This window comes from Faecalibacillus sp. MSK20_93 (genome assembly GCF_020589945.1).
GTDB lineage: Bacteria > Bacillota_I > Bacilli_A > Erysipelotrichales > Coprobacillaceae > Faecalibacillus > Faecalibacillus intestinalis.
This window is the reverse complement of record NZ_JAJDKA010000002.1, coordinates 76,951-92,291: the sequence shown is the minus strand read 5'-3', so window position 1 is coordinate 92,291 and position 15,341 is coordinate 76,951. Positions and strand designations below refer to the sequence as shown.

The window sequence follows — 15,341 nt, the reverse complement described above, 5'->3', positions numbered from 1 at the left end:
AAATATCTTTTTTAAAAACTAAAATCAGTGTACAATAACATTGAGAGGTGACAATTATGCAAGTAGTATTTGTTGTTTTACATAAAACAGAACTTTTACAAAATTTATTAACAAGTTTAAAAAAAGCAGGAGTAAGTGGTGGAACGATTCTTGATTCTCAGGGAATGATTTCTTATATTCAAGAAAGTGATGAAAGTTATATCTTAGGTTCTTTAAGACTTTTCCTTGAACAAGCACGTCCTGATAGTAAAACAATGTTTTTCATTATTAACGATGAACAAACAGATCTTGTTTTTGATACAATTGATAAAGCTTTGGGCGGTTTAAAAAAACATAATACAGGGATTGCCTTTGCAATGCCTATTACAAAAGTTGCAGGAGTTGTAAAAGATGATTCATTATTTTAGTCAAACAGGAAACACCAAACTCCTTGGAGATTTTTTAAAAGACAATATCAATGATTCAAAAACAATCTATGTTGGTTTTTGGACAGATAAAGGAAACGCCAATCAAGAAGCTTTAGATTATTTAAAAACATTGCATCATCAAAAAATCTTTCTCTTTGGAACTGCTGGTTTCGGAAAAAGCGAAGAATATTTTAAACGTATTATAAATAAAGTGAAAGAAAGCATTGATTCAACCAATGAAGTTGTTGGAAGTTTTATGTGTCAAGGAAAGATGCCTGACTCTGTTCTTCAACGTTATCTTTCTTTAAAAGAAAGTGACAAGGCACCAAAAAATATTGATTTACTTATTGAAAACTACTATGAGGCACTAAATCATCCAAATGAAGAAGATTTAGAAAATTTGAAAAAGGCTATCGTTTAATGATAACCTTTTTCTATTTTTTTATTTAATTTTTTATAAACATTTTCGACCAACCATGGTTCTGTAGAAGCTTTTAGAGCTTCTTCAAAGTCAAACCATTGTAATCCTTTATTTTCATCTTCTTTAATAATTAATCTTTCTTGATCATCAGCTTCCATTAAATAGGTAATATTGTAATGGAGATGACTGGATACATAAACTCCATTTTTAATATGTCCATTAACAGTTAAAACTTCAATTGAAAAAGGGTCATCCTTTAAAAACTGAACATGTTTTAAACCACTTTCTTCTTGAAATTCTTTTAATGCCACTTTTTTAAAATCTTTTTGCCCATCAACATGTCCTCCAAGCCAACACCAAGAATTATAAATTTTATGATAACACATTAAAACCTTATCATGACTTTGATTTAAAACCCAACAAGAAACAGTGAAGTGTCCTATTGTATTTTTACATGTGAGAACATCTTTTTGTTCAATCACTTTAAGTAAAAGTTCTTTATCTTTTTCTTCTTGTTCATTAAAAGGTTGATAATTGAGTAGTTTTTGTTTCATTGCTTCTCCTTAAAAAAACAGGTTATCCCTGTTTTTCAATATATTTTTGATAATACATCACACGAATTAAATCAAAGATCGTCATAATTTGATAGTTAAAGTTAATACCATCAAATCTTCCTGGTACTTGAATCGTATCTGTAGTTAATTTTCTTCTTGCATAGGTTGGATTTTGGGTAATAAGCAAAGATGTCGTATTTTGTAATGAAAGATTTGTTCTTGTATACATAAAGCCTTCTAAAGACCTTCCTGAAGAAGAAGTAAAAATAACATAATCATTTTCATTAAAAATCATATCTTTATCATACGTATGATATTGTAAAACTGTTTTCCCAAAAGAAATTAAATCTGTTTGAAATTCTACCGCAATAGACATAGGATAAAGAGCCCCTACAAGAATTACTCGTTTTGATTCATGGATTTTTGTACAGACTTCTTCTATTTTCTTTAAAAATTCTTTATTATCATTAGAAACTTTAATGCGTTCAACATACGTACAAATATTGAGATTTTCCATACGTTCTTCAATCTGTTCAAGACGTATTCGTTTATGTTTATAATAAGTTTCTACAAATGTTTGATAATCATAGAAACCTAAATATTTTAAAAAGTTTAAAATACTTTCTGGTGTTGTCTTTAATTCATTTGCAACTTCTTCTAACGAATAATCTCCAAAGTTTTGATAATGAAGGATAAAGAATACACAAAAACGATACGCATCATCAAGAAACAATGTACCATTTAAATATTTTAAAATTCTTGAAAGTAGTATATTCATAACATCCTCCCCTTTAAATAAAATGATATTTTTTATAATACGTTACTCGCATAATATCAAAGATTGTCATCAAACGATAGTTAAAATCAATACTATCATGTCTTGAACTTGCAACATAGATCACACGTTCATCCCCAATTTGACTCTTATATTTTTTATTTTGTGTAATGAGTAAGAATTGAGATCTATTGATATCAAAATCTTGATGATCATTCATGAAAGCATCATAAGCTCTTCCTGTGGCCGAAACAAATATAACATAATCATCTTTATTGAGATCCAATTGTGTATCAAAAGAATGATATTGGAAAACAGGCTTTCCAAAAGTAATCAAATCTGTTTGAAATTCAACGGCAATAGAAATTGGATAAAGTGCTCCAATAATAACCACTCTTTTAGACGTTGAAATATCATGACAAATATGATCGAGATCTTCAATAAATTTTTCTTTATCATCACATAAATGCACTTGTTTAAAAAGATCATCCATTTTTAAACCAAGCATTCTTGAACGAATTTGATCTTGTCTTAAAATAACATCGGCATAAAGCTTATCTTGGAAAGAAGCATAATCATCAAATCCCAAATGACTTAAAAAATTTAAAATTGCTTCTTTAGAAATCTTTGATTTTTCAACCACTTCTTCTAATGTCATTTTATAAAAATCTATATAATTTTCAATAAAGAATACACAAAAACGATAATTATCATCTAAAAAAAGAGTTCCATTAAAGTATTCAAGTATTCTTGCAAGTAGTACATTTCCCATACGTACCTTTCCTTTCTATATTAAGCCTAGTTTTTCTAAGCTTAAGGCAATTCCATCTTGATCAGGATCTTTGAAAGTATCATAAGCAATATCTAATAACTTTTCCTTTGCTCCTTCAAAAACAATTCCTTGATTTGCTTTTTCAAGCATTTGATAATCATTCATACTATCTCCAAAAGCAATTGTATCTTCCATATTTGCATGATAGTAATCCATCACTCTTTCAATGGCATCTGCCTTCGTACAGTTCTTTGAAATAATTTCCCCATTAATAAAATCATCTTCTGGTTTAGAAAAAACAACGACATTAAAATCTTTACTTAAATGAGGCACTGTATCAAGCAATGCATATTTATCATATGCAATAAAAACAATTTTAGTCACTTTATCTTTACCAGGATCATATTCAGTAATTGGTTTGAAGGCTTGATTACGTTTTTCAAAGAAACGAGCTAATTCTGGATTGGCTTGTGTATCTTTGATTTGTCTTCTTTCCATATACTCTCTAGCATAACCTGATTGAAAAAGTTCATCTTTCGTTTCAAGAGTAAAGCCAACTTGTGCATTAGAAAATAAAACAATAGCTTGTTGTAAAAGCTTACTATCTAAAAAGTTTTCATAGATATACTCACCATCAATTTGAATAAAGCTTCCCGCTGCTGAAATAACACCATCAAAACCTACATCTAAAATATCTTGTGTAATCGAAACAGGTGCTCTTCCTGTACATAAGAAAGCCTTATGTCCATTTTCTCTTAACTTACAAATAGCTTCTTTATTTCTTTTTGTAATTTCTCTACTTTTCCCACGAATTGTTCCATCAATATCAAAAAATACATACTTCATTTTTCTTACCTCTTACTTCATGATTTCTTCAATCAAAATAGGTTTTTCAACAAATTCATCCACAATTGTATAACTTTGATAAATTTCTTCTATGATTTCTTGACTCACTTTATTTCTTGCATAAACAGTCAATAACGTTTCACCGATTTCTACATGATCCCCTATTTTTTTATTTAAAACAAGTCCTACAGCATGATCAACATCTTCATCTTTAGTCATGCGACCACCACCTAATTTCATTGAAACAATTCCTAAATTCTTTGCTTCTAATGCTTTGACATAACCTGTTTCCTTTGAAGTTATTTCCATTATAACACTTGGTTTTTCAAATAGTTCAGGATTTTCTATATATGAAACATCTCCACCCTGTCTTTGAACCATTTCTTTGAGTTTTTCTAAAGCCTTTCCATTAGAAATTACCTCTTGTAATGCTTTATACGCCTCTTTTTCATCTTGATAAAGTTTTGCTTGAACAAGCATTGTACTTCCTGCTTTTAAACATAGTTCCTCTAAATCTTGAGGTCCATTTCCTTTAAGCGTTTCAATTGCTTCAATGACTTCTAAACTATTACCAATTGCCTTTCCTAAAGGTTGTGACATACTTGAAATAGTTGCACGTGTATCTTTATGACAATGTTTTCCAATGTCGATCATTGTTTGAGCAAGCTTTTTAGCATCTTCTAACGTTTGCATAAAAGCACCATTTCCATATTTGACATCTAATAAAATCGTATCTGCCCCGCTGGCAAGTTTTTTAGACATAATGGATGAAGCAATTAAAGGAATACATGAAACCGTTCCAGTAACATCACGTAAAGCATAAATTTTTTTATCAGCGGGTACAAGTGTGGCACTTTGTCCAATAATGGCTAAACCAATATCATTGACTTGTTTGATAAAATCTTCTTCTGATACATAAATATTAAAACCTGGTATCGATTCTAATTTATCCAATGTTCCACCGGTATGTCCTAAACCTCTTCCTGACATTTTAGCTACTTTACCACCGCAAGCCGCAACGATAGGTCCTAAGACAAGAGATGTTTTATCACCAACACCCCCGGTAGAATGTTTATCTACTTTAACACCTTCAATTTTAGATAAATCGATAATATCTCCACTATATTCCATCGCTTGTGTAAGCATTGCCGTTTCTTTTGCAGTAAGTCCTTGAAAACAAATTGCCATTAATAATGCTGACATTTGATAATCAGGAATACTTCCATCAACATAACCATCTATAATAAATTGAATTTGTTGCTGATTGAATTCTCCATTATTCTTTTTATATTCTATTAAATCAACCATTCTCATTGCCATTTCCCCTTTATTTCAATCTAATCTTATTTTACTATAATTTATTTTATTTTGAAAACACTTTCATAACTTCGAGAGAATCTTTTCAATCATAGAAAGAAATTCTTCCATTTTTTGAGAAGAATTTCTCTTACAGACAATCCCATAAGGTAAAAAATAGTCTTCTTTTAAAGAAGGATGGACATTCATCTAACATTCAAGCGATAATAAAAAATCTTGACATAGTACCAACCAAAAGAAAGTTAGGTATTGAAGCTATTCAAGAAGCTTATCAATTTGATTGTACTTTTTTGATACGGCGGAAGCTTATGGACATCGTGGTATTGAAGAAAGTAAAAACAAGTCTTTTAGTGCCAATTGGCGAAAAAAATAATTTTTGATAAAATGTACTTGGAGGTGGATTTATGAAAATCTTAGTATGTGCCCCATTACAAGAGGCCGAAAGTAAAAAAATCCAAGAATATTTTATAAATGATACTGTTCTTATTAAAAGAAGACCAACTCAAGAAGATATTGATCAAGTTGATGTCATTGTGGGAAATCCACATCTTGATTTAAATTTAAATCAAGAACATTTACAAGCTCTCTTACTTAATAGTGCAGGAAGCGATCAATATATTAAAGAAGGTACTTTAAATAAAACCACTAAACTTACTAATGCCAGTGGAAGTTATGGGATTGCCATTAGTGAACATGTTATTGGTATGATGATTACTTTCTGTAAAAACTTAAAAACGTATGCTTTACAAATGAAAGAAGGAAATTGGCTTCCTTCAAAACAAGGAAAAGAAATTTATCATAGTCGTGTTTGTATTGTTGGCTATGGTGATATTGGCTATGAAATTGCGAAAAGACTAAAAGCCTTTGATTGTCATATTACCGCTATTAAAAGAAGAGTCCAAAAGGAGCTTCCTTATGTTGATGAAGTCGCAACAATCAATGATTTAGATACAATTTTACCACAAAGCGATTTTGTGATTTTATCACTTCCACAAAGCAAAGAAACAATTCATATTTTTAACAGAGATAAATTATTAAAAATGAAAAAAGATGCTGTCTTAATCAATGTTGGTCGTGGAAGTGCCATCAGTAATAAAGATTTAATAGAAGTATTAAATCAAGGGCATCTTTATGGTGTTGGTTTAGATGTTGTGGAAGAAGAACCTTTACCTGCAACTTCACCTTTATGGAGCTATGATCGTGTTTTAATTACTCCTCATAGTTCAGGTGGTTTTGTTTGGCAAAGTGTTCGTAATTATTATACAGAGCTTGTTATTAGAAATATTGAACATTTAAAAAATCATGAAACTTTAGAAAATGAAGTTGATTTTCAAACAGGTTATCGAAAAGTTGTCACATATAAAAAATAGCGCCTCAGCGCTATTCAAACTTTTGATCAACTTCAAAAATATTATGCCCGTTAAGATAATCTTTTACCAGCATACGTTTCTTACCTTCTAATTGGAATTCAGTAATAATATAAACCCCATCTTGTACCTTTACACCAATAGCATCTTTAAAAATCTTCACGATTGTTCCAGGTTCTTGGTGTGCGTGATGTGTCATAGCATTTGGACAATTATGTACAAGCCCTTGATAGATTTTTACTGTTTTTCCTTGATACGTTGTATAAGCTCCAGGCCAAGGATTTAATCCTCTTACATGGTTATAAACTTCTACCGCTGGCTTATTGAAATCAATTTTTTCTTGTTCTCTAGAAATAACAGGAGAATATGTTACTTTTGATTCATCTTGAGGAATGGATTCATTTGTCCCCTCAATAATAGCAGGCATTGCTTCAATAATCGCTTCAGCTCCTAAAATAGATAAACGATCATAAAGTTCTCCTACTGTTTCATCATTAGAAATAGGCGTTTCTTTTTGATAAATGATATTTCCTGCATCCATCTTTTTTACCATATACATAATTGTTACTCCTGTTTTTTCATCTCCATTTAAAATGGCATAATGAACAGGTGCTCCTCCACGATATTTTGGAAGTAATGACGCATGAACGTTAATACATCCAAGACGTGGGCAATCTAAAACTTCTTGTGGAATCATTTGTCCATAAGCAGCTGTAATAATTAAATCAGGTTGCATATCTATAATGGCTTGATAATCATCTTTGATACGTTGTGGTTGAAATACGGGTATATCATGTTCTAAGGCCACAACTTTAACTTCAGGCATTTTAAGTTCTTTTTTTCTTCCAACACGACGGTCTGGTTGTGAAACAACTTGGACGATGTTGTAATCATGTTGAATTAAGTTTTTTAAAACAGCTTCAGAGAAAGTTGCTGTTCCCATAAATACGATTTTTAATTGATTCATTCTTTTCACTTCCTTCTATAAGATATTACTAATAAATTGAGAGATAAGCAAGACAATTGTTTGAATTATTTGGATACAAATTTGACTTATCTTTTTAACAATTAAAGAAAGTGTATTATCTTTTTGATTATCATAGAGACCTTCATCGGAATTAACTTCTTTTTGTTTTTGTACATTTTGTTCAAAAGCAACAATATTTTTAGAAACCATTTCATTTTGAATATAATGATTATTCAACAAACCATTCATACAAAATAATAATAAACCGACCATTGTAAAATCAATTAAAAGTTCTTTCATTGTAAATACTCCTTAATTACTTGAGACATCACTTCGATTGTATTTTGGACTTCTTCTTTCGTATTATTTTGTCCTCCAAATTCAATTAAAATCGTATGATCACAAATCCCTTGATTATAATGATTTTTCTTTACCATAATTCCTTTAGATAATCCTGGCACTTTCTCATTTGCCCTGTTAGAAAGTTCTGTAGATAATTGATTAACCATATCAAATTTTCCACTACTTTTTCCTACGACAAACAAAATCTTAGCATAACTTTTTTGATTATAAACCAGTGTAGAATATTTTTTATCAAGGCTATCTCGATGAAAATCAATGACTAAATCATATTGCCCATTTTCTCTTAAAGAATTTTCTAAATACATCTTTGAAACAACATAAGATTGATTATATGCAATTCGATGTATATTTTTATAGTTTTCAAAATCATTTTGTTCAACATCACAAAAATAACCTTCTTTTGTTAAACAATCCTTTAAATAACTTGCTCCCTCTTTTACATTATATCCAACATATTCTTCTCCTTGATGTGTATTATATAGATGAATTTTCTTACTTGAGGTAACTGGTACGCTTGTCTGCAAGGCTTCCGTTGTTGAAATTGCTTTAAAAACTTTCACATTTTGATGACTATAAGAAGGTAAATAGATAATCATTAAAACAATGATCATTATTTTGAAAATAATTTGAATAGATACTTTTATTTTCATAGGCGCTCTCCTTGTATGTATTCAAATATATGAAATAAATCAAGAATTATACCTTAAGTCATTTAAAGCCTTTGAAAGAATGGCACTTACCTTTTCTACCGTTTCGTCAATTTGTTTATCAGACATCACAAAATTACGATCAACTGGTGTCAGTATTTCATAAAGCAACGATTCTAATTCTTCTTGTTCAAGACTTCCTACATGCCCTAATAAATACTGTTGTTGACTTACAGAAAGCTCTCCTTCATATTTCTTTCTTTTACCAATCTTTAATTTATTTTTTATATCCAAAGCATCCCCAAAATAGTCTTTCATTAATTGAAAAACATCTCTTACAATGGAACTGGCATAAATCACTGTAGGAACACCAATTGCGATGACAGGACATCCTAAAGTTTCTTCTTGAATGGCCTGACGATGATTACCAATACCACTCCCTGGATGAATCCCAACATTATTAATTTGAATCACACGTCCTAATTTTTGATAATCTCTTGCACATAAAGCATCAATAGCGATCACTAAATCAATTTGAAACTGATCAACCATTGCTTGAATCACTTCAACTGTCTCAACTCCTGTTTGATACATCACACCTGGTGTCAATGATAAAATATCATAATAATGATTTTCTAACTTAAGACCATCATCTAAATAATGAGTCACACGAATGTCTCTTAAGGTACGTGGTCCAATGGCATCACTGGTTAAATAAGGATTTCCTAGTCCAATAATTAAAATACGGGGATAATCATTTTGATCTATCATCTCTTTTAAAAGTCGAGTCACATGTTGACTAATTGACATAAAAGATTCTTTAAAAAAAATTTCGATATACTTTCCCTTTTTCAAATAATCCGTATCTTCTAAAAATTCATAGGTTTCTATTGAAAAATTATCCATTTTTTCAATAAAGCGCTTATAATGTTTTCCTTCCTTTAATAATTCTAAAGATTCTTTCGCCAAATCACTATGTGTATTGTACTTATTCATATTCTCACCTTAAAAATTATTACCTTATTTCCAACAAATTACACAAAATTGTTGCAATTACTTGACTTTTTATATATAATGAAATGGTAAATTGCAAAGCGAGGTGAAAGATCATGGCAAATATGAAACAACAAATTAAACGTTATAAAAACGATAACAAAAAAAGAGCTAAAAACGCTTCTTATAAATCAGCTTTAAAAACTGCAATCAAAAACGTAAGAGCTGAAGTTGAAGCTGGAAATAAAGAAGCTGCTGAAAAAGCATTAGTAATCGCTTCTAGCAAATTAGATTCTTATGTAAACAAAGGAATCCATCATAAAAACTACGCTATTAGACAAAAATCTAAATTAGCTAAATTAGTTAACTCAATCTAATCATTGAAACCAGACAAATGTCTGGTTTTTTTGTTTATTCTTTCTTTTCTTGATTATAATGTTAATAGACTTTGAAATAAAATAAGAGTAAAATATTTTTACATTACAAGGAGATGTATTTATGGAAAGAAAAGATATAGAAGAAAAATATACTTGGGATCTTTCTAAAATTTATCAAGATCCTCAAGAGTTTTATCATGATATAGAAGTCAGTCAACAATTACTTGATGAATTGATTTCATTTCAAGGAAAGCTTACAGAAAGCATTGAAACGTTTCTACGTTTTTTATCAAAGCGTGACGAAATGTCCATGCTTGTAAGTAAAGCCTATTGCTTTGCGCATTTAAACTGCGATGTAGAACCTAAAAATCAAGAATATCAAAAGATGTTGGCAACAGTGATGTCACTCATTCAACAATCAAGTGTTAAACTTGTTTTTGTTGATAATGAAATCGTTGAAAATGATGAAACAGTAAGAGAATATTTAAAAGATAAACGTTTAAAATCTTATCGGTATTCTTTAGAAAATACTTTAGCATTTAAATCTCATTTATTAGATAAAGAACAAGAAGAATTGGTTGCAAAAGTAGACAATATCTCTGAATTAGCAGAACAAGTTTTTGATTCTTTACGCCTAGAATTTGAAGATGTTGAAGTCAATGGTCAAAAGAAAACATTAAATCAAGCGACACTTAATGAATTTTTAAAGAATAAAAATAGAGACGTTAGAAAACAAGCCTACCATCATTTCTTTAAAGAATATCAGCGTTTTGAAAATACTTTTGCTTCTACGCTTTCAGGGGTTATGAAAAAAGATGCTTTTTATAGTGATATCCGTCATTTTGATTCACCACTTGCAGCAAGTGTTTTTAATGATGATGTCCCTACGGATTTATTCTTTAAAATTTTAGATAAAGCAAATAATGAATATCGCTATTTATTCCATCGCTATAATCATTTAAAAAAAGAAATTCTTGGGCTAGATGAACTTTATAATTATGATTTATCAGTTCCTCTTGTAAAAAGTGTTTCTAAGAAATTTACAATTGAAGAATGTTTTGACATCATTAATCAAGCTTTAGCACCTTTTGGTAAAGATTATTTAGCTATTATTAATCGTGCTAAAGAGGAAAGATGGATCGATTACTATCCTACTGTTGGTAAACGTGGTGGCGCTTATAGTAGCGGAAGTTACCTAACACAACCTTATATTTTAATGAATTTCATTGGCGATTATAATTCTTTATCAACTATGATCCATGAATTAGGTCATAGTGTGCATACGTATTTATCAAGCCATAATCAAGATTATATTAATAGTAATTATCGTATCTTTGTCGCTGAAGTCGCTTCAACCGTTAATGAAACTTTACTTATCAACTATACGATGGATCATGCTTCATCTAAAGAAGAAAAAGCTTATTATATTTATGAACAATTAGAAAATTGTGTTGGTCTTATTTTTAGACAACCAATGTTTGCGGACTTTGAACACCGTCTTCATGAAATGGCTAAAAACAATGAACCCATGTCTTCTAAAATCATGACTGATCTTTATGCAAAATTGAATCAAGAATACTTTGGTGAAGATGTAAAAATGGATGAACTTGTAGGTTGGTCTTGTTATTATGTTCCTCATTTCTATTATGATTATTATGTTTATAAATATACTTTAGGAATGACTGTTGCTTTAGCTATCGTTAAACGTATATTAAATGGTGACACGCAACAAGTTGAACGTTATTTAAACTTCTTAAAATCAGGTGGAAAAGAATCTCCTGTTGACTTATTAAGTCATGCGGGTGTTGATCCTTTAGATGACGCTCTTTATGATGATGCTTTCCATTATTTTGAAGATTTGTTAAATGAATTTGAAAAGCTGGTAAAATAATTTATAATAGTATTAGGTGATAGAAATGAAAAGAGAACAAACAAGAGCGTTTCAAGTAGGAAATTTAACATTAGGTGGTAATAATCATGTCATTATTCAATCCATGACAAATACCAAAACTAAAAATGTAGAAGCAACCGTTAAACAAATTCAAGAATTGGAAGATGCCGGTTGTGAAATGGTTAGAATGGCTGTTTTTGACAAAGAAGATGCATATGCGATAGCAGATATTAAAAAACAAGTGCATATTCCTTTAGTTGCCGATATTCATTTTGACTATCGTTTAGCTTTGATTGCGATTGAATCAGGAATTGATAAAATTCGTATCAATCCTGGAAATATTGGAAGTATTGAAAAGGTAAAAGCCGTTGTTGAATCTTGTAAAGAACATCATATTCCTATTCGTATTGGTGTCAATAGTGGTTCTTTAGAAAAAGATATCTTAGAAAAATATGGTCGTCCTACTGCTAAAGGAATGATTGAAAGTGCTAAGAAACATATTGATATTTTGGAAAGTCTAGATTTCCATGATTATTGTATTTCTTTAAAATCTTCCGATACAATGCTTACAATTGAAGCCTATACACTTGCTAGTGAAACCTTTGACTGTCCCCTTCATTTAGGGGTTACAGAAGCAGGAACAAAACTTGGAGGAACAATTAAATCTTCTTTAGGTATTGGTACTTTATTATATCAAGGAATTGGAAATACGATTCGTGTTTCTTTAAGTGATCATCCTGTAGAAGAAATTAAAGTAGCAAAAACATTGCTTAAAGAATTGGGGTTAATTAAAAATGTTCCTACCCTTGTATCTTGTCCAACTTGTGGAAGAATTCAATATGATTTGATTCCAGTCGCTAAAGAAATTGAAGATTTCTTAAATAATATCCATCAAGATATTACCGTAGCCATTATGGGTTGTGCAGTTAACGGTCCAGGTGAAGCAAAAAATGCCGATATTGGTATTGCCGGTGGTGTTAAAGAAGGATTATTGATCAAAAAAGGAAAAATTATTAAAAAAGTTAAACAAGAAGATATGGTACAAACGCTCAAAGATGAAATTTTAAAGATGGTTAATTCATAATAACCATCTTTTTTTCATATATATAACTATGGAGGCGTAAAACTATGGAAAATTTATTCATTGAACATTTTTTATCGTATGAAGATTTTAGAAGCAATAAGGAAATACAAGCATTAGAGCTAAATGAAGAAGATTTGAAGGCAATCTATCAAGTGATAGATCAAAACCGTTTTTTACTCTGTAGTGAACATTATTTACCTATTCTATTTCAATCAATTATGAAAAAAACTAGTGTTGCCACTAGTTTAAAATTGAAATCTTTGTTTCAAAATCATCATTCAATATTTCTAAATTCTTGATTTTTCAACATATCTATTTCTTCTTTATAAGGAGCTTTACCATCAATATAAGGTGTTTCTAAAATCTTAGGAACATCTTTTATTCTTTCATTATGAGCAATCCCATTTAAAATATCAAAACCAATCTCACCTAAGCCAAGATTTGCATGACGATCTTTATGAGCTCCTTGAACATTTTTAGAATCATTCAAATGAACAACAAGTAAACGATCTAAATCAATAATACGATCAAATTCATCTAAAATTGCATCAAAATTTGATAAATCGTATCCTGCGTCATGAATATGACACGTATCTAAACAAACACCTAATTTTTCAGGATAATCACAATGAGAAATCAAATAATTGATTTCTTCAAATGTCTTTCCTAACTCACTGCCTTTTCCTGCCATTGTTTCTAAAGCAATCTTTCCTTGATAAGGTGTATCTTTTAATACTTCATTTAAACCTTTAATGATTTGTTGAAGACCTACTTCTTCTCCAGCTTTTACATGACTTCCAGGATGTAAAACAAGAATCGATGTCCCAATATCTTGACATCTTTGGAGTTCTTGTTTTAAGAAGTTAACAGCTAATTCAAAAGTTTCTTCTTTAACCGTATTAGCAAGATTAATGATATAAGGTGCATGAACAACAACATTTTTTAAATCAATGTTATTTTCCTTCATTAAAGCTTTTGCCTCTTCCACCTTTAATTCACTAATGGCTTTTCTTCTCGTATTTTGTGGTGCGCCTGTATAAAACATAAACGTATTAGCACCATAAGATAAAGCTTCTTTTACTGAACCTAAAAGCATGTCTTTTCCAGACATTGAGACATGACTACCAATTATCATTGCCTTCCTCCATACGTTTAGCGATTTGTGCTTGACGGGCACGTTCTTTCTTTTGACGACGGATATCATCACGAATCATCGCACGTTTTTGTTTACGTACAACTTGTTCAACTTGATATTTACGTTTCTTTTTATATCCTGGTTTTACTTTTTTAGGTTTACGGATAATCATTTGAACTTGTTTTTCAAGTTCAGTTTGTTGACGAATACGTTTTTTACGTTTTTCTCTTTGTCCTAAATCCACAAATTGTCCGTTTTTAAGTTGCATATTCTTAAATTCAATTCCTTTTCTTTCAAGAATTGCAATATTTTTTTCATCTGTTGTATCATACATACTATAACAAATACCTGTATAGTTTCCACGCCCTGAACGTCCACTTCGATGAATATAAAAATCAGGTTCTGTTGGAAATTGCATATTAATGACATGAGAAACACCATCAATATCAATTCCACGTGCAGCAATATCTGTCGCAACAATGTATTGATATTCATTGTTATTGATTTGTCGCATCATTTTCTTTCTTTCACGAGGTTCTAAATCTCCGTGGATTTCTCCAACTTTATAACCATCTTCTCTTAATTGTCGCGTAATCTTTGATACTTCTGTTCTTTTATTCGCGAAAATAATACAAATATAAGGATCAATTGTTGCCATGATCTTCTTTAAAACATCATAACGATCTTGATGCTTTGTTGCGAGTAAAATATGTTCAACATTGGCTGTTGTAGCAAGTTTACTATCGATTTCAATAGTAATTGGACTTTGCATATATTTCTTTAAAAATGGTCTTAGATTTTGTGGAATCGTTGCTGAGAAAACCATCATTTGTAGATCATCAGCCATTTTTCCTGCCACAGCATCAATATCTTCTAAATAACCAAATTCTAATGTCATATCTGCTTCATCGACTACAAAAGTTTTTGCTGTTGTAATTTGTAAAGCTTGCGCATCTAAAGATAAATCTTTGATACGTCCTGGTGTTCCAATAACCACGTGTGGTTGTATTGAAAGTTTATTAACAGCTCTTTGACGGTCACTTCCTCCAACAATTAATGAAACACGTAATTCTGGTAAATATTTTGTAAATGTTTTAGCGTTATTAAATAATTGAGAAGCAAGTTCTCTTGTTGGTGCTGTAATAACAGCTTGCACACAATCTTTATTGACATCAATACGAGACATGATTGGTAATAAAAAAGCATGTGATTTACCTGTCCCTGTTTGTGAAATCCCGATAATATCTCTATTTTTTAATACAAGGGGAATGACTTTTTCTTGTATTGGGGTTGGCTTTTTAAAACCTAACTCTTTAATTACTTGATTACAATATTCTTGTAATTTAAAATCTTGAAAAGTTGCCATAAAATCCTCCTTTTTTCTTTTTTAGTCACGTTATTATACCATATTTTTGATACATTTCA

18 protein-coding genes are annotated in these 15,341 nt (G+C 30.3%); 7 read left to right on the top strand and 11 right to left on the bottom strand.

Annotation, left to right across the window (positions count from 1 at the left end):
• Positions 1-56 precede the first annotated feature (56 nt).
• Positions 57-407 carry a hypothetical protein gene (locus LJD34_RS01335; RefSeq protein ID WP_032090352.1) on the top strand — a complete coding sequence of 117 codons (351 nt, stop codon included), beginning with the start codon at positions 57-59 and terminating at the stop codon, positions 405-407.
• A complete protein-coding gene (bilS, locus tag LJD34_RS01330) occupies positions 391-828 on the top strand; it encodes a flavodoxin family protein BilS (protein ID WP_032090353.1) in 438 nt (145 codons plus the stop codon). The genes LJD34_RS01335 and bilS overlap by 17 nt, the downstream gene beginning before the upstream one ends.
• Here bilS and LJD34_RS01325 read toward each other — a convergent pair.
• From LJD34_RS01325 to LJD34_RS01305, 5 genes are read right to left on the bottom strand one after another with little or no spacing between them, the layout of a single operon-like run.
• The gene (locus LJD34_RS01325) at positions 825-1,382 is read right to left on the bottom strand and encodes an NUDIX hydrolase (protein ID WP_227358998.1); all 558 of its coding nucleotides are present in this window, start codon (positions 1,380-1,382) and stop codon (positions 825-827) included. The two genes, bilS and LJD34_RS01325, sit on opposite strands and share 4 nt — an antisense overlap.
• 22 nt (positions 1,383-1,404) lie before the next feature.
• A complete protein-coding gene (locus LJD34_RS01320; RefSeq protein ID WP_032090355.1) occupies positions 1,405-2,160 on the bottom strand; it encodes a MurR/RpiR family transcriptional regulator in 756 nt (251 codons plus the stop codon).
• A 13-nt stretch (positions 2,161-2,173) separates the two neighbouring features.
• Positions 2,174-2,929: a hypothetical protein gene (locus tag LJD34_RS01315; RefSeq protein WP_032090356.1), complete on the bottom strand. Its 756-nt coding sequence runs from the start codon at positions 2,927-2,929 to the stop codon at positions 2,174-2,176.
• Between the two features lie 15 nt (positions 2,930-2,944).
• Positions 2,945-3,775, bottom strand: a complete 831-nt coding sequence (locus LJD34_RS01310; protein WP_032090357.1) for an HAD family hydrolase — start codon at positions 3,773-3,775, stop codon at positions 2,945-2,947.
• A gap of 12 nt (positions 3,776-3,787) precedes the next feature.
• The gene (locus LJD34_RS01305) at positions 3,788-5,089 is read right to left on the bottom strand and encodes a pyrimidine-nucleoside phosphorylase (protein WP_227359019.1); all 1,302 of its coding nucleotides are present in this window, start codon (positions 5,087-5,089) and stop codon (positions 3,788-3,790) included.
• A gap of 407 nt (positions 5,090-5,496) precedes the next feature.
• On the opposite strand from LJD34_RS01305, the gene LJD34_RS01300 reads away from it, so the two are divergent.
• A complete protein-coding gene (locus LJD34_RS01300; protein WP_227358997.1) occupies positions 5,497-6,462 on the top strand; it encodes a D-2-hydroxyacid dehydrogenase in 966 nt (321 codons plus the stop codon).
• 10 nt (positions 6,463-6,472) lie between these two features.
• Here the strand turns inward: LJD34_RS01300 and fmt are convergent, their stop codons facing one another.
• From fmt to gpr, 4 genes are read right to left on the bottom strand one after another with little or no spacing between them, the layout of a single operon-like run.
• Positions 6,473-7,426 carry a methionyl-tRNA formyltransferase gene (fmt, locus tag LJD34_RS01295; protein WP_022002726.1) on the bottom strand — a complete coding sequence of 318 codons (954 nt, stop codon included), beginning with the start codon at positions 7,424-7,426 and terminating at the stop codon, positions 6,473-6,475.
• A gap of 15 nt (positions 7,427-7,441) precedes the next feature.
• Positions 7,442-7,726, bottom strand: coding sequence for a hypothetical protein (locus LJD34_RS01290; protein ID WP_022002727.1), 285 nt, complete (start codon positions 7,724-7,726; stop codon positions 7,442-7,444).
• Positions 7,723-8,439, bottom strand: coding sequence for a stage II sporulation protein P (gene spoIIP, locus LJD34_RS01285; protein WP_032090361.1), 717 nt, complete (start codon positions 8,437-8,439; stop codon positions 7,723-7,725). The genes LJD34_RS01290 and spoIIP overlap by 4 nt, the downstream gene beginning before the upstream one ends.
• Before the next feature lie 39 nt (positions 8,440-8,478).
• Positions 8,479-9,432 carry a GPR endopeptidase gene (gene gpr, locus LJD34_RS01280; RefSeq protein WP_227358996.1) on the bottom strand — a complete coding sequence of 318 codons (954 nt, stop codon included), beginning with the start codon at positions 9,430-9,432 and terminating at the stop codon, positions 8,479-8,481.
• Between the two features lie 113 nt (positions 9,433-9,545).
• On the opposite strand from gpr, the gene rpsT reads away from it, so the two are divergent.
• The 4 genes from rpsT to LJD34_RS01260 all read left to right on the top strand — a co-directional run bounded on the left by rpsT (position 9,546) and on the right by LJD34_RS01260 (position 13,080).
• A complete protein-coding gene (gene rpsT / locus LJD34_RS01275; RefSeq protein ID WP_022002730.1) occupies positions 9,546-9,806 on the top strand; it encodes a 30S ribosomal protein S20 in 261 nt (86 codons plus the stop codon).
• A gap of 121 nt (positions 9,807-9,927) precedes the next feature.
• Complete coding sequence (pepF, locus tag LJD34_RS01270; protein ID WP_227358995.1) at positions 9,928-11,697, top strand: oligoendopeptidase F; 1,770 nt, start codon at positions 9,928-9,930, stop codon at positions 11,695-11,697.
• A 25-nt stretch (positions 11,698-11,722) separates the two neighbouring features.
• Positions 11,723-12,781, top strand: a complete 1,059-nt coding sequence (gene ispG / locus LJD34_RS01265) for a flavodoxin-dependent (E)-4-hydroxy-3-methylbut-2-enyl-diphosphate synthase (RefSeq protein WP_119363562.1) — start codon at positions 11,723-11,725, stop codon at positions 12,779-12,781.
• A 44-nt stretch (positions 12,782-12,825) separates the two neighbouring features.
• The gene (locus LJD34_RS01260) at positions 12,826-13,080 is read left to right on the top strand and encodes a hypothetical protein (protein ID WP_032090365.1); all 255 of its coding nucleotides are present in this window, start codon (positions 12,826-12,828) and stop codon (positions 13,078-13,080) included.
• On the opposite strand, the gene LJD34_RS01255 is transcribed toward LJD34_RS01260, so the two are convergent.
• The gene (locus LJD34_RS01255; RefSeq protein WP_227358994.1) at positions 13,056-13,916 is read right to left on the bottom strand and encodes a deoxyribonuclease IV; all 861 of its coding nucleotides are present in this window, start codon (positions 13,914-13,916) and stop codon (positions 13,056-13,058) included. The genes LJD34_RS01260 and LJD34_RS01255 overlap by 25 nt on opposite strands.
• On the bottom strand, positions 13,903-15,282 hold the full coding sequence (locus LJD34_RS01250) for a DEAD/DEAH box helicase (protein ID WP_117574840.1): 1,380 nt from the start codon (positions 15,280-15,282) through the stop codon (positions 13,903-13,905). The genes LJD34_RS01255 and LJD34_RS01250 overlap by 14 nt, the downstream gene beginning before the upstream one ends.
• Positions 15,283-15,341: the final 59 nt, after the last annotated feature.

Excerpts from the sequence above, each read along its gene's own strand:
- LJD34_RS01315 (WP_032090356.1), bottom strand. The coding sequence starts at position 2,929 with ATGGGAAATGTACTACTTGCAAGAATACTTGAATACTTTAATGGAACT.
- LJD34_RS01250 (WP_117574840.1), bottom strand. The coding sequence starts at position 15,282 with ATGGCAACTTTTCAAGATTTTAAATTACAAGAATATTGTAATCAAGTA.
- LJD34_RS01335 (WP_032090352.1), top strand. The coding sequence starts at position 57 with ATGCAAGTAGTATTTGTTGTTTTACATAAAACAGAACTTTTACAAAAT.
- gpr (WP_227358996.1), bottom strand. The coding sequence starts at position 9,432 with ATGAATAAGTACAATACACATAGTGATTTGGCGAAAGAATCTTTAGAA.
- fmt (WP_022002726.1), bottom strand. The coding sequence starts at position 7,426 with ATGAATCAATTAAAAATCGTATTTATGGGAACAGCAACTTTCTCTGAA.
- LJD34_RS01290 (WP_022002727.1), bottom strand. The coding sequence starts at position 7,726 with ATGAAAGAACTTTTAATTGATTTTACAATGGTCGGTTTATTATTATTT.
- LJD34_RS01310 (WP_032090357.1), bottom strand. The coding sequence starts at position 3,775 with ATGAAGTATGTATTTTTTGATATTGATGGAACAATTCGTGGGAAAAGT.
- LJD34_RS01260 (WP_032090365.1), top strand. The coding sequence starts at position 12,826 with ATGGAAAATTTATTCATTGAACATTTTTTATCGTATGAAGATTTTAGA.
- bilS (WP_032090353.1), top strand. The coding sequence starts at position 391 with ATGATTCATTATTTTAGTCAAACAGGAAACACCAAACTCCTTGGAGAT.
- LJD34_RS01300 (WP_227358997.1), top strand. The coding sequence starts at position 5,497 with ATGAAAATCTTAGTATGTGCCCCATTACAAGAGGCCGAAAGTAAAAAA.
- LJD34_RS01305 (WP_227359019.1), bottom strand. The coding sequence starts at position 5,089 with ATGAGAATGGTTGATTTAATAGAATATAAAAAGAATAATGGAGAATTC.
- rpsT (WP_022002730.1), top strand. The coding sequence starts at position 9,546 with ATGGCAAATATGAAACAACAAATTAAACGTTATAAAAACGATAACAAA.
- pepF (WP_227358995.1), top strand. The coding sequence starts at position 9,928 with ATGGAAAGAAAAGATATAGAAGAAAAATATACTTGGGATCTTTCTAAA.
- LJD34_RS01255 (WP_227358994.1), bottom strand. The coding sequence starts at position 13,916 with ATGATAATTGGTAGTCATGTCTCAATGTCTGGAAAAGACATGCTTTTA.
- ispG (WP_119363562.1), top strand. The coding sequence starts at position 11,723 with ATGAAAAGAGAACAAACAAGAGCGTTTCAAGTAGGAAATTTAACATTA.
- LJD34_RS01325 (WP_227358998.1), bottom strand. The coding sequence starts at position 1,382 with ATGAAACAAAAACTACTCAATTATCAACCTTTTAATGAACAAGAAGAA.
- spoIIP (WP_032090361.1), bottom strand. The coding sequence starts at position 8,439 with ATGAAAATAAAAGTATCTATTCAAATTATTTTCAAAATAATGATCATT.
- LJD34_RS01320 (WP_032090355.1), bottom strand. The coding sequence starts at position 2,160 with ATGAATATACTACTTTCAAGAATTTTAAAATATTTAAATGGTACATTG.